Here is a 13,496-nt window from a genome sequence, read left to right as displayed (position 1 = left end):
CCGGGACCCGGGACCCGGGACCCGGTGCAACGCTTCTTGCCGTCATTCCCGCGAAAGCGGGAACCCAGCGTCTTTTACCGATGGCTGGTGACACTGGATAACAGGCACCTTTCTGCGGAGAGCCCCGCCCCCGCGGGAATGACGCCCCGGGGTGTCATGCTTTTCCCGAGTCCCGAGTCCCGAGTCCCGCCCCTCAATACCCCTTCAACTTCCGCAACCGCTGCGCAATCCCGCGCCGCGCCAGCACCGCAAACACGATCCCGAACACGAAGCCGGAGATGTGCGCCGCCCAGGCCACCGCGCCGAAGGCGGGGCCGATGTAGGCGAACACCACCTGCAGCAGCGCCCAGATCCCGATCAGCAGCGAAGCCGGCGCGCGCACGAACTCCAGGAACAGCCCCAGCGGCAGCACCACGCCCAGTCGCGCATTCGGGAACAGCGCCAGGTACGCGCCGATCACCGCCGACACCGCGCCGCTGGCGCCGATGATCAGCCGGTCGGGCGTGCCGATCGCCAGCACCGCGACGAAGTTGGCCAGGCAGCCGCCGAGCACGAACAGCAGCAGGAAGCGCCACGGCCCCATCACCCGCTCCGCGGGCAGGCCGAAGATCAGCAGGAACACCAGATTGCCCAGCAGGTGGGCCCAGTCGGCGTGCAGGAACAGGGCGGTGAACAGGCGCAGCCAGTGTTCGCCGTCGGCCCAGGACCGCAGGATGTCCTCGGGCAGCTGGCCGCCGCTCAGCGCGCCCCATTCGAGCAGCAGCGTGCGCTTGCGGCCGCCGGGCAGGGTGCTTGCCCACAGGAAGGCCAGCCACAGCACGGCCACCAGGGTCGGCGTGGCCCAGCGCAGCGGCTGGCGCTGGCGGGTCGGAATGGAGACGAACATGCAGGGATCCGTGGCGGCGGCGCCCGGCCAAGATACCTTGCCCGGCCCCGCCCTGAGATGGCCTGCCGGGGCATGTGCGGGCCACCACACGCCACGGTATAGTGCCTGCGGCGTCGTCAGTCGGGAGGGGGCTTCCGGCAGGGCCGGCCAGGGCGGGGAACATCGTCCATGCCGCGCGGCGCACCCGAAAACCTGTCCACGGAGAGAGACCCAGCAATGCAGACCCATCCCCGCCTCATCCAGATCACCGCCCTCGCGCTCGGCATCGCCGGCGCCATGGCCTTCAGCCAGGCCCACGCCGCGGCCTTCCTGCTGAAGGAAAACAGCGTCAAGGCCCAGGGCCGCTCGATGGCCGGCGCCGCGTCCGCGAAGGGCGATGCCTCGGTCGTCGCCAACAACCCGGCCGTGATGTCGACCTTCGACAAGAACACCTTCCAGGCCGACGTCACCGCGATCGACCTGTCGTTCAAGTTCCAGGGCGGCGGCAGCGCCGCGGCCGGCTCGCCGCTCGCGCAGCCGCTGACCGGCGGCAACGGCGGCGACGCCGGCGGCCTGAACGTCGTCCCGGCGATGTCCTTCATCAAGCCGCTCAGCGGCCAGTTCGAATACGTCACCCTCGGCGCGATGATCAGCGCCCCGTTCGGCCTGAAGACCGAATACGACGACGACTGGGTCGGCCGCTACCACGCGATCAAGTCGGACGTGAAGATCATCGACCTGACCCTGGCCGCGTCGATCGACCTGAGCGACCGCTTCTCGGTCGGCGCCGGCCTGATCTACGAGCACTCCGACGTGACCCTGTCGAACGCCATCGATTTCGGCACCGGCATCTGCGCCAACCCGCAGACCCAGCCGCTGTGCTTCATGCCCAACCCGGTGACCGGCCCGTACGGCCCGCAGAAGCAGGACGGCAAGGTGTCGGTGAACGGCACCGACAACAGCTTCGGCTGGATCCTGGGCATGAACTGGCGCCCGACCGACAACCTGTCGTTCGGCTATGCGCACCGCTCGGAGATCGACCACGAAGTCCGCGGCAGCGCCGACTTCACCGTGCCCGGCACCGCGGCGTTCGTCACCAGCACCGGTGCCTACGTCGACACCGGCGCCGGCGCCAAGCTGACCCTGCCCAGCACCGACACCTTCAGCGCCACCTGGGACGTCAACGACAAGCTGTCGCTGATGGCCGAAGCCACGCTGGCCGGCTGGGATTCGCTGAAGGAAATCCGCATCGAGTTCGACAACCCGGTGCAGCCCGACGCGGTCGAGGACTACAGCTGGAAGGACAGCTGGTTCTACTCGATCGGCGCCGAGTACCGCTTGAACGAGCGCTGGACGCTGCGCGGCGGCGTCGCCCGCGACGACTCGCCGGTCAGCCTGCCGCACCGCACCCCGCGCATGCCCGACCAGGACCGCATGTGGTACTCGCTCGGTGCGACCTGGGCGGTCAGCGACAGCTTCGACATCACTGCCAGCTATTCGCGCATCCAGCTGGCCGATACCCCGAAGGTGGGCATCGCCTCGTCGAGCGGCTCGTACATCAGCGGCAAGTACGACGGCGGCGCGGACAACTACGGCATCTCGGCGCAGTTCCGCTTCTGATCCACCGCTTCCAGTGGCACGAAAAACCCCGCTTCGGCGGGGTTTTTTGTTTTCACGGGCAGGGTTCGTCTTGAACATCCCGCATTCCGTCGGGCTGGGGCACCCGGAACGAGCGCCATCGCACCGCCGCCGGACGGTTTGCAAACCCCGGCGGGAGGGGTACGGTTGAGACGAAATGGCGCAAAAGGAGATTGCGATGCAACGGATGTGCGAGCGGCATGGCGGGGAATCTTGCAACGTGTCCCGCGGGATATGGAGCACCCTCAAGGATGGAAGAGCCGTTGTTGGCGGGGCGGCTGTCCTCTGCGCAAGCCTGGTCATGGCCGGTCCGGCCTCTGCGGAAACCGTGTTCCAGGCGCTTGCGCCCAGCGAGACCGGGCCTGCCTTCATCAGTTGCCGTAATCCATTCCAGACGATCGGCATCGTGAGGAAGCCGGAAGCCACCCTCGTTTACCAGACCAGTCCGGCCGGAATGGAGTGGCAGCACCGGCTGCCGCCGATGCAGTCCGAATATCCGCAGTGGTACGTCGATCCGGACGGCGCCGCTGCGGTGGTGGCGCTATCGCCGCAGGCCGGGCGCGTGTTCCTGGTGACCGGGCAGGATGATCCGGTTGTCATGACCGGTGCGGTGGGAGCGGTCGACTTCCAGGGCAATCGGGTGCTGATCGAAACTGCGAGCGGCACGCAAGGTGAAGATGCGCCCTCCAGGGTCAGGGTCTACCGAATCGATTCAGGCAGGCTGGTCGGCGATACGACATTCCATGCCGAGTTTGGTGACGATTTCCGACGCTTTTCGATTCGCCTCTCTGGCGATGGAAGCTTCTATTACTACCTGGACAGCACGATGCGGCCCACCGCGATCGACGCAGTCTCCGGTCGGGAGATTGAGTTCGACTGGCCTGCACGCGAAATGCCAATCGACGACATGCTGCTTTACTCCAGGGATCGTGGCTATGCGGTCGCCGGCAACAAGCTTTACGCGCTCGGGCAGGGCCATGAATGGCACGAGGTGGCCATTCCCGACGGCACGTACGCGCAAAGCCTGGTCGAGTCGGGCGACAGTGCGATCCAGCCGGTCATGTTCCCCTTGGGCGGCTGGGGTGTGTTGCACTCAGGGTCGGGCCGCTGGCTGATCAAGAAAGGTCGGGGCGCAAGTGCGATTCATTCCCGTGGCAGCGTCCTGACCGTGGTCGGCCTGACCGCCGATTCGAATGTCGTCGACGTCTACGATTTCTCCGGCCTCAAGCCCCGGCTGCTCCGTTCGATCGCCAGCCGCGACCTGGTCAATCGTTCCACGACCTGTGCGAACGAGCACGGCATCCTGAACTACACCGATGGCAAGTTCGTCTGGCACCGCATGCCATAGCAGGCGGCAATAACGCAGGGCCCATGCCAGCGACACCCGGTGCCGCTGGCGTTCCCGCGCGCGTTGCCTACTCGCCCAGTGTCAGCAGCGAGGCGTTGCCGCCGGCGGCGGTGGTGTTGATGGTGACGACCTTTTCGGTGGCAAAGCGCGGCAGGTAGTGCGGGCCACCGGCCTTGGGGCCGGTGCCGGACAGCCGCTGGCCGCCGAACGGCTGCACGCCGACCACCGCGCCGACCTGGTTGCGGTTGACGTAGACGTTGCCGACCCTGGCGCGCGCGGCGATCCGCTCGACGGTTTCGTCGATGCGCGAGTGGATGCCCAGGGTCAGGCCGTAGCCGGTGGAGTTGATCGTGTCGATCACCTGGTCCAGCTCGCTGGCCTTCCAGCGGATCACGTGCAGCGCCGGGCCGAAGTTCTCGCGGTCGAGCTGCGACAGCGACTTGAGCTCCCACGCGCGCGGGGCGAAGTAGGTGCCGTGTTCGGTTTCCTCGCCCAGCCCGGCCTTGGCGATCAGCCGCGCCTCGGCCTGCATGCGCTCGGCGTGGCGGTCGAGCATGCCCAGCGCATCGGCGTCGATCACCGGGCCGACGTCGGTGGACAGCTGGCCGGGGTCGCCGACCTTGAGCTCGGCCATGGCGCCGGCCAGCATGGTGATGACCTTGTCGGCGATGTCCTCCTGCACGAACAGCACGCGCGCGGCCGAGCAGCGCTGGCCGGCGGAGGTGAAGGCCGAGGCCATCACGTCCTTGACCAGCTGCTCGGGCAGCGCCGAGGAGTCGGCGATCAGCGCGTTCTGGCCGCCGGTCTCGGCGATCAGGGTGCCGATCGCGCCGTCGCGCGCGGCCAGCGCGCGGTTGATCGCCAGCGCGGTGCCGTTGGAACCGGTGAACACCACGCCGGCGATACGCGCATCGCCGGTGAGCGCGGCGCCGACGGTGGCGCCGTCGCCGGGGACCAGTTGCAGCACCGCCTCGGGTACGCCGGCCTCGTGCAGCAGCTTCACCGCCTCGAAGCCGACCAGCGTGGTCTGCTCGGCCGGCTTGGCCAGCACGCTGTTGCCGGTGACCAGGGCCGCGGCGACCTGGCCGATGAAGATCGCCAGCGGGAAGTTCCACGGCGAGATGCAGGCGAACACGCCGCGTCCGGCCAGCTGCAGGGTGTTGGTCTCGCCGGTCGGGCCCGGCAGCGCTTCGGGCGCGACCAGGGTGCGCGCCTGGCCGGCGTAGTAGCGCAGGAAGTCGACCGCCTCGCGGACTTCGGCCACGCCGTCAGGGATGGTCTTGCCCGCTTCCCGGGTGCACAGCGCCATGAACTGCGGCATCCGCTGTTCCAGCAGGTCGGCGGCGTGCTCGAGGATGGCCGCGCGGCTGGCCACCGGCGTCGCGTCCCAGTCCGGCTGCGCGGCCGTCGCATTGGCCATGGCGCATTCGATCACGGCCGCGTCGGCCGGTTGCCAGTGGCCGATGACCTGGCGGCGGTCGGCCGGGTTGGAGACTTCCACCGCGGCCGTGGCCGGCGCAGGCGCGCCCGGCACCAGCGGGCCGGCACGCCAGTCGTCGCGCTGCGCTGCGTTGATCTGTTCGGCCAGCGCGCGCAGCTGCTCGTCGTTGGAAAGGTTGATGCCCATGGCGTTGTCTCGGTCGTGGCCCAGCGCGTGGTACAGCGCGCGCGGCAGCGGGATGCGCGGATGCGGGATGTCGTCGAACGCGGCCACGGTCTCGACCGGGTCGCGGACCAAGTCGTCGATCGGCACGTCCTCGTCGGTGATGCGGTTGACGAAGCTGGAGTTGGCGCCGTTCTCGAGCAGGCGCCGCACCAGGTACGGCAGCAGATCCTCGTGCGAGCCCACCGGCGCGTATACGCGGCAGGGCACGTCCAGGCGATCGGCCGGGATCACCTCGGCATACAGGTCGTCGCCCATGCCGTGCAGCTTCTGGAACTCGTAGCGGAAGCCGCCGGCGTCGTCGCGCGCACCGCCGGCCAGCGCCTGCGCCATGCGGTGCACGGCGGCGATGGTCTGCGCGTTGTGGGTGGCGAACATCGGGTAGATCGCGTCGGTCGCGCCGAGCAGGCGCCGGGCGCAGGCCTGGTAGCTGACGTCGGTGCTGGGCTTGCGGGTGAACACCGGGTAGCCGTCGATGCCCTCGACCTGGGCGCGCTTGACCTCGCTGTCCCAGTACGCGCCCTTGACCAGCCGCACCGGGATCCGGCGGCCGAGGCGGCGGGCGAGGTCGGCGATCCAGTCGATCACGAACGGTGCGCGCTTCTGGTAGGCCTGGACCACGATGCCGAAGCCGTTCCAGCCGGCCAGCGACGGGTCGGACAGCACCGCTTCGGACAGGTCCAGCGACAGCTCCAGGCGGTCGGCCTCCTCGGCGTCGATGGTCATGCCGATGCCGTGGCGCTTCGCGCGCCGGGCCAGGTCGAGGATGCGCGGCGCCAGCTCGGCCAGCACCCGCTGGCGCTTGGCGTGCTCGTAGCGGGGGTGCAGGGCCGAAAGCTTGACCGAAATCGACGGCGCGACGATCTCGTCGGCCAGGCGCTCGCCGCCGCCAAGCGCGTCGATCGCGCTGCGGTAGGCCTCGAGGTAGCGGTCGGCGTCCTGCTGCGTCAGCGCAGCCTCGCCGAGCATGTCGAAGGAATAGCGGTAGGCGGCGTTGCCGCCCTTGCGCGCGCGCGCAAGGGCCTCGGAAATCGTGCGCCCCATCACGAACTGGTGGCCCATGATTTTCATCGCCTGGCGCACGGCCAGCCGGATCACAGGTTCGCCGACCCGCCCGACCAGGCGCTTGAAGGCGCCGCGCACGTCGCGCTTGGTGGCGTCGGCCAGGTCCACCAGGTGCCCGGTCAGCATCAGGCCCCAGGTGGAGGCGTTGACCAGCACCGAGTCCGACTGGCCCATGTGGCGCTTCCAGTCGGCCTCGCCGAGCTTGTCGCGGATCAGCTTGTCGGTCGTTTCCTCGTCCGGGATCCGCAGCAGCGCCTCGGCCACGCACATCAGCAGCACGCCTTCCTCGCTGCCCAGGTCGTACTGGCGCATGAAGGCCTCGATCGCGCCCTGGTCGGCTGCCCGCGCCCGGACCCTGCGCACCAGGTCGGTGGCGGTGGCCCGGATCGCCTCCCGGTCGGCGTCCGGCAGGCGCGCCTGGTCCAGCATTTCGCGCACGTGGCCGGCTTCGTCCCGGGCCCAGGCCGCAGTGATGGCGTCCCGCAGCGCGGAGGGCCGCGGCGGGAGCTCGGGGGTCAGGATCGCGGTCACGGGGCACCCAGGCTCTTGAGGCCGGCGATTCTAGGCCTTTGGCGCGCGCGCGAACAATAGTGCTCACGCGCGCGACGCGCGTACGCGGGGCAAACCGCCGTTGCTTGCCGGCAAATGCCTGTCGCAGCTACCATTTGCAGGTTATCCGCAGCTCGTGACCGCTTCCTGCGCACGCACATGGGCCCTTCCGGGGCCGCGTGCCGGGCGGTTGCGTACTCGCCAGCCATGACGCCAACGAGGCATTCGGGGTTCGATGTGATGCAAGCCGGTCAGCTCAAATTCGCGCGTTTCAAGCAATGGGCCGCGGGCCTGTCCCTGCTCGCCGTGTCCGCGGGGGCCCTGGCCCAGCCGGCGCAGTCCACCGACCCGGTGGAATGGCAGCTCAACATGGGCCGCGGCGTGACCACGCTGTCCAACCATGCCTACGACGCCCACATGATGGCGCTGTGGATCTGCGTGGGCATCGGCGTGGTGGTGTTCGCGGCGATGGCCTACGCGATTTTCGCCTTCCGCAAGTCGAAGGGCGCGGTGGCGGCCACGTTCACCCACAACACCACCGCCGAGGTGATCTGGACGATCATCCCGGTGCTGCTGCTGATCGGCATGTCCTGGCCGGCCACGACCAAGCTGATCGCGATGTACGACACCCGCGATTCGGAGATGACGGTCAAGGTCACCGGCTACCAGTGGATGTGGAAGTACGAGTACCTGGGCGAGGACGTGTCCTTCACCAGCCGCCTCGACCGCGAGAGCGACCGCGTGCGCCAGAGCGGCGAGCGGCCGACGGTGGAGGCCAACCCGCACTACCTGCTCGACGTCGACAACGTGCTGGTGCTGCCGGTCGACACCAAGGTCCGCTTCGTGATCACCGCCGACGACGTCATCCACTCCTGGTGGGTGCCGGCGCTGGGCTGGAAGCAGGACGCCATCCCCGGCATCGTCAACGAGGCCTGGGCCGACATCCAGAAGCCCGGCATCTATCGCGGCCAGTGCGCCGAGCTGTGCGGCAAGGACCACGGCTTCATGCCGATCGTGGTCAAGGCCGTGCCGAAGGCCGAGTTCCAGCAGTGGCTGGCCGCGCAGAAGGCCGCCAATGCCCCGGCGCCTGCGCCGGCCGCGCCCGCCGAAGTCCCCACCCCCGCCCCCGAACAGACCGACGCCGCGCCTGCCACCGCGCAGGCGGACACGCAGGCCGACGCCGTCCCGGCCGGCTGATTGGCGACCGCACGCCAGCCGCAACCACACGCCGACAGACAAGCACACCCGAGGTAGGCAGCACATGTCCACGTATCCCGCAGCCGCAGACAGCGCCCAGGTCCACGACGACCACGGCCACAAGCAGGGCTTCATCGACCGGTGGTTCTTCTCCACCAACCACAAGGACATCGGCACGCTGTACCTGCTGTTCAGCTTCACGATGGCGATCATCGGTGCGGCGTTCTCGGTGGTGATCCGCAGCGAGCTGGCGATCCCGGGCCTGCAGCTGGTCGACCCCGAATTCTTCAACCAGATGACCACCATGCATGCGCTGGTGATGATCTTCGGCGCGATCATGCCGGCCTTCGTCGGCCTGGGTAACTGGATGATCCCGCTGCAGATCGGCGCGCCGGACATGGCGCTGCCGCGCATGAACAACTGGTCGTTCTGGATCCTGCCGTTCGCCTTCATCATGCTGCTGGGCACGCTGTTCCTGCCGGGCGGCGCGCCCGCCGGCGGCTGGACGATGTACCCGCCGCTGATGCTGCAGGGCGGTTCCAACGTCGCCTTCACCATCCTGGCGGTGCACATGATGGGCATCAGCTCGATCATGGGCGCGATCAACATCATCGCCACCGTGCTCAACATGCGCGCGCCGGGCATGGACCTGCTGAAGATGCCGCTGTTCACCTGGAGCTGGCTGATCACCGCGTTCCTGCTGATCGCGGTGATGCCGGTGCTGGCCGGCGCGGTGACCATGCTGCTGACCGACAAGTTCTTCGGCACCTCGTTCTTCAACGCGGCCGGCGGCGGCGACCCGGTGATGTACCAGCACATCTTCTGGTTCTTCGGGCACCCCGAGGTCTACATCATGATCCTGCCGGCGTTCGGCATCGTCAGCGAGATCATCCCGACGTTCTCGCGCAAGCCGCTGTTCGGCTACCAGGCGATGGTCTACGCGCTGGCGTGCATCGCGTTCCTGTCGTTCATCGTGTGGGCGCACCACATGTTCGCGGTGGGCATGCCGCTGGGCGGCGAGGTCTACTTCATGTTCGCGACCATGCTGATCTCCGTGCCCACGGGCGTGAAGATCTTCAACTGGGTCAGCACCATGTGGAAGGGCTCGCTGACGTTCGAGACGCCGATGCTGTGGTCGCTGGCGTTCGTGGTGCTGTTCGCGATCGGCGGCTTCTCCGGGCTGATGCTCGCGATCGTGCCGGCCGACTTCCAGTACCACGACACCTACTTCGTGGTCGCGCACTTCCACTACGTGCTGGTCACCGGCGCGCTGTTCGCGATCATCGCCGCGATCTACTACTGGTGGCCGAAGTGGACCGGCCGCATGTACAACGAGTTCTGGGGCAAGGTCCATTTCTGGTGGACGCTGGTGTTCGTCAACCTGCTGTTCTTCCCGCAGCACTTCCTGGGCCTGGCCGGCATGCCGCGCCGCATCCCGGACTACAACGTCGTGTTCGCCGACTGGAACCTGATCAGCTCGATCGGCGCGTTCGGCATGTTCATCACGCCGTTCATGATGTTCCTGATCCTGTGGAGCTCCAAGCGCAGCGGGGTCAAGGCCACCGCCGGCGTCTGGGAAGGCGCCAAGGGCCTGGAGTGGACCGTGCCGTCGCCGGCGCCGCACCACACCTTCAGCACGCCGCCGGTGATCCGCGACGGTGACCTGGCGCACGGCGACATCAACCACTGATCGACGTGACCCTGGCCATGTCCCCCGCCGACCACCACGATGACAACCGCCGGCCCGCGCGCGGCGCCGGCGTGCGCCGGACCGCGCTGGTCGTGGCGGCGATCGCGGTGCTGATCTACATCGGCTTCATCCTCACCGGGGTGCTGGCGAGATGAGCGGATCCGGCGACGGGCAGAAGGCACAGGGCCGCGGCACCGCCAAGATGGTGGGCGTGGCGATCGCCGCCTTCGCCTTCACCTTCTCGCTGGTGCCGCTGTACCGGGTCGCCTGCGAGAAGGTGTTCGGCATCCGCGTCGAGAACGCCGCGATCGGCAGCGACCGCGCCGTCGCGCTCGGGGCGGGCAAGTCCGACCGCGTCATCACCGTGCAGTTCGACGGCGGCGTGAACTCGAAGCTGCCGTGGTCGTTCCATCCCGAACAGGTGAGCATGAAGGTGCGTCCCGGCGAGCAGTACGACACCACCTTCTACGCCCGCAACGACGGCAAGCGTGCCATCGTTGGCAATGCCGTGCCCTCGATCGCGCCGGCGCGCGCGTCGGGCTACTTCAGCAAGACCGAATGCTTCTGCTTCACCGCGCAGACGCTGCAGGCGGGCGAGGCGCGCGACATGCCGGTGCGCTTCATCATCGCCCCGGACCTGCCGGAAGAGATCCACACGATCACCCTGTCCTACACTTTCTTCAAGAACAACGAACTGACCGCGCAGCTCGGCGCGGCCGGTTCGGCCACCGCCTCGCGCGCCGCGCCCTGACCCGCAAGACCGAACGGAACGACAGCCATGGCCCAAGCCCAAGCCACCCACGACACCAACGTCTACTTCGTGCCGCACCACAGCCGCTGGCCGGTGTTCGCGTCGGTGTTCCTGTTCGTCACCATGTACGGACTGGCCAGCTGGTTCAACGAGACCAGCTTCGGCAAGGGGATGTTCTTCGTCGGCATCGCCGGCCTGATCGCGATCCTGTTCAAGTGGTTCGCCGACGTGATCCTCGAGTCGGTGTCGGGCTACTACAACAAGCAGGTCGACGGCTCGTTCCGGATGGGGATGGTGTGGTTCATCTTCTCCGAGGTGATGTTCTTCGGCGCCTTCTTCGGCGCGCTGTTCTACGCCCGCCAGTACGCGCTGCCGTGGCTGGGCGGCGCGGGCGACGGCGTGATGACCAACGCGCTGCTGTGGGACGGCTTCAGCGCGGCGTGGCCGAGCTCCGGCCCCGGCCAGGTCGGCGGCCACTTCCAGACCATCCCGGCCTGGGGCCTGCCGCTGCTCAACACCCTGATCCTGCTCACTTCGGGCGTGACCGTGACCATCGCGCACCACGCGCTCAAGGCCGGCCACCGCAAGCAGCTGCTGGTGTTCCTCGGACTGACCGTGCTGCTGGGCTGCACGTTCCTGTTCTTCCAGATCGAGGAGTACATGCACGCCTACACGGAGCTGAACCTGACTCTGGGTTCGGGCATCTACGGCTCGACGTTCTTCATGCTCACCGGCTTCCACGGCGCGCACGTGACGCTGGGCACGATCATGCTGGCGATCATCTGGCTGCGCTGCGCCAGGGGCCACTTCAACAAGGACAACCACTTCGCGTTCGAGGCGGTGGCCTGGTACTGGCATTTCGTCGACGTGGTGTGGCTGGGCCTGTTCCTGTTCGTCTACGTGCTGTAAGAAAAGCCGCGCTCCGATTTCCCTCCCCTTCAAGGGGGTGAAGAGGAGCGTTTGCGAGCCACTGGCTCACGCGACGATGAACGCCACGCGCGCTGCGCGTGGCCGGACAGCAAGGGTGGGGATGGGTTTCCGGAACGCAGCAGCGAACCCCATCCCCATCCTGGCCTTCCCCTTGAAGGGGAAGGAGAAAAGCTCGCTCGCGGAAAGCCGGCTCGCGGCCGGCGGAGTGACTTACCCCTGAATCCCGTGCGGCGTGATCCAGCCCATCCAGATCGCCAGGATCACCAGCAGGATCAACGCGACCGACAGCGCGATGCGCTTGGTCAGCGCGTTCACGGTGCGCTTGGTCTGGCCCTTGTCGACCAGCATGTAATACAGCCCAGCGCCGAGGTTCCAGAGGATGACGAGCAGGAAGGCAACGATCAGCAGGGTTTTCAGCGAATCGTTCATCTCGGTCTCCGGGCGGGGCGTGGTGGGCGCATGAGCGGATTATCGCAGGCGCGGGAGTGGTGCGCGTGAGCCGGCGCCGCAATCTCGTCGCGTGGTGGCTGCTGGCCGTGCTGGTGGCGGCCGGTCTGGCGTCGCTGGGTTTCTGGCAGCTGGATCGCATGCACCAGAAGCAGGCGATGCTCGACGCGGTGCAGCAGGTGCTCGTGCAGCGCTCGCCACGGCCGCTGGCCAGCGCCGCGGACGCGGCGCGCGCGCGCGATTACGACTGGGCCGCGGGCGGCGGCAGCTTCGTGGACGCGCCGCCGGTGCTGCTGGACAACCAGCAGCGCGACGAGCGCCCCGGCGTGCGTGTTTACCGCGTGTTCCAGCCGTCCGCGCCGCACGCCACGCCGCTGCTGGTGGAACTGGGCTGGCTGCCGCTGCCGGGCGACCGCACGCTGCCGCCGGTGCCGCGCCCGCAGGGCGGGCTGGAGGTCGCCGGCCTGCTGGCGCCGCCGCCGTCGCACGGCATCATGGCCGCGGTGGCCACGCCGCAGGCCGGCGGGCCACTGCTGGCCACCGGGCTGGACACGGCCGCGCTTGGCGCGCAGCTGGGCCAGCCGTCACTCGCGCCGCGGGTGCTCAAGCTCGACCCGGACCTGCCGCTGGGCTATGCACGCGACCTGGACGTGCTGCCCAACACGCTGCCGCCGGAACAACACTTGGGCTACGCCGTGCAGTGGTTCGCGCTGGCGCTGGCGGTGCTGGTGATCACGCTGCTGCTGACCCTGCGCAAGCGCAAACCGGAGAGGACCGGTCCATGAACGACAACGACAGCCATCGCGACGGGGGCAACCGCCTGGTCATGTTCGCGGTGATCGCGATTTTCCTCGGCGGCATGCTGGTCGCCGGCGCGCTGCGCTTTTCCGGCTGGCAACCGTCGGGGATGAAAAACAACGGAGAGCTGCTGCAGCCGCCGACGGACCTGCGCGGGTCCACGCCCGTGCTCGCCACCGGTGGCGAATACGCGTGGAACCCGGCCGAACGCCGCTGGCGCATCCTGGTGGCGCCGCCGGCCGGCTGCGCGGACGCATGCGTCGAGCTGGCGCGCGAACTCGACCTGGTCTGGCGCCTGTTCGGCACCAAGGCCGACGAAGTCGACCTGCTCTGGCTCGGCGCGCCGCCGCAGGGCGCCATCGACAACGCCGCCACGCGCGTGCTGCGGCGCGACCCCGCGCTGCGCGCGAAGCTGCCCGGCGTCGATGATCCGGCCGGCGTGCCGGTGTACGTAATCGACCCGAACGGCTTCGTCATCCTGCGCTACGCTCCCGGCTTCGATCCGGGCGGGCTGCGCGCGGACGTGGCAAAACTGCTGAGACTGATGTGACCCGT

At 68.4% G+C, this 13,496-nt stretch carries 12 protein-coding genes; 9 read left to right on the top strand and 3 right to left on the bottom strand.

All coding sequences use genetic code 11. The features are described 5' to 3' along the window. Positions 1 to 193: 193 nt before the first annotated feature. Positions 194 to 886: a rhomboid family intramembrane serine protease gene (locus ABD679_RS10325; protein ID WP_344759903.1), complete on the bottom strand. Its 693-nt coding sequence runs from the start codon at positions 884 to 886 to the stop codon at positions 194 to 196. A 216-nt stretch (positions 887 to 1,102) separates the two neighbouring features. Between ABD679_RS10325 and ABD679_RS10320 the strand changes: the two genes are divergently transcribed. Together ABD679_RS10320 and ABD679_RS10315 are read left to right on the top strand one after the other, a co-directional pair. Further along, positions 1,103 to 2,485, top strand: coding sequence for an OmpP1/FadL family transporter (locus ABD679_RS10320; protein ID WP_344759902.1), 1,383 nt, complete (start codon positions 1,103 to 1,105; stop codon positions 2,483 to 2,485). 319 nt (positions 2,486 to 2,804) lie between these two features. After that, positions 2,805 to 3,851: a hypothetical protein gene (locus tag ABD679_RS10315; RefSeq protein ID WP_344759901.1), complete on the top strand. Its 1,047-nt coding sequence runs from the start codon at positions 2,805 to 2,807 to the stop codon at positions 3,849 to 3,851. 67 nt (positions 3,852 to 3,918) lie between these two features. On the opposite strand, the gene putA is transcribed toward ABD679_RS10315, so the two are convergent. Continuing rightward, positions 3,919 to 7,101: a bifunctional proline dehydrogenase/L-glutamate gamma-semialdehyde dehydrogenase PutA gene (gene putA, locus ABD679_RS10310; RefSeq protein WP_344759940.1), complete on the bottom strand. Its 3,183-nt coding sequence runs from the start codon at positions 7,099 to 7,101 to the stop codon at positions 3,919 to 3,921. A gap of 267 nt (positions 7,102 to 7,368) precedes the next feature. Between putA and coxB the strand changes: the two genes are divergently transcribed. From coxB to ABD679_RS10285, 5 genes are all read left to right on the top strand, one after another. Next, positions 7,369 to 8,325, top strand: coding sequence for a cytochrome c oxidase subunit II (gene coxB, locus ABD679_RS10305; RefSeq protein WP_344759900.1), 957 nt, complete (start codon positions 7,369 to 7,371; stop codon positions 8,323 to 8,325). A gap of 64 nt (positions 8,326 to 8,389) precedes the next feature. Beyond that, positions 8,390 to 10,015 carry a cytochrome c oxidase subunit I gene (ctaD, locus tag ABD679_RS10300; RefSeq protein ID WP_344759899.1) on the top strand — a complete coding sequence of 542 codons (1,626 nt, stop codon included), beginning with the start codon at positions 8,390 to 8,392 and terminating at the stop codon, positions 10,013 to 10,015. Between the two features lie 17 nt (positions 10,016 to 10,032). After that, positions 10,033 to 10,170, top strand: coding sequence for a hypothetical protein (locus ABD679_RS10295; RefSeq protein WP_344759898.1), 138 nt, complete (start codon positions 10,033 to 10,035; stop codon positions 10,168 to 10,170). After that, on the top strand, positions 10,167 to 10,766 hold the full coding sequence (locus ABD679_RS10290) for a cytochrome c oxidase assembly protein (protein ID WP_344759897.1): 600 nt from the start codon (positions 10,167 to 10,169) through the stop codon (positions 10,764 to 10,766). Before ABD679_RS10295 ends, ABD679_RS10290 begins: the two co-directional genes overlap by 4 nt. Before the next feature lie 27 nt (positions 10,767 to 10,793). Beyond that, positions 10,794 to 11,675: a cytochrome c oxidase subunit 3 gene (locus ABD679_RS10285; protein WP_344759896.1), complete on the top strand. Its 882-nt coding sequence runs from the start codon at positions 10,794 to 10,796 to the stop codon at positions 11,673 to 11,675. A gap of 231 nt (positions 11,676 to 11,906) precedes the next feature. Here the strand turns inward: ABD679_RS10285 and ABD679_RS10280 are convergent, their stop codons facing one another. Next, positions 11,907 to 12,125 (bottom strand): twin transmembrane helix small protein, encoded by a 219-nt coding sequence (locus tag ABD679_RS10280; protein ID WP_344759895.1) that lies wholly within the window; start codon positions 12,123 to 12,125, stop codon positions 11,907 to 11,909. A 65-nt stretch (positions 12,126 to 12,190) separates the two neighbouring features. Between ABD679_RS10280 and ABD679_RS10275 the strand changes: the two genes are divergently transcribed. Both ABD679_RS10275 and ABD679_RS10270 read left to right on the top strand, forming a co-directional pair. Beyond that, a complete protein-coding gene (locus ABD679_RS10275; protein WP_344759894.1) occupies positions 12,191 to 12,928 on the top strand; it encodes an SURF1 family protein in 738 nt (245 codons plus the stop codon). 41 nt (positions 12,929 to 12,969) lie between these two features. Next, entirely contained in the window at positions 12,970 to 13,491 is a 522-nt protein-coding gene (locus ABD679_RS10270; protein WP_425561886.1) for a hypothetical protein, read from the top strand. The last annotated feature ends 5 nt before the right edge of the window (positions 13,492 to 13,496 follow it).

The sequence above is a fragment of the Luteimonas lutimaris genome (assembly GCF_039537065.1).
GTDB lineage: Bacteria > Pseudomonadota > Gammaproteobacteria > Xanthomonadales > Xanthomonadaceae > Luteimonas > Luteimonas lutimaris.
This window is presented reverse-complemented; position numbering and strand designations above follow the sequence as displayed.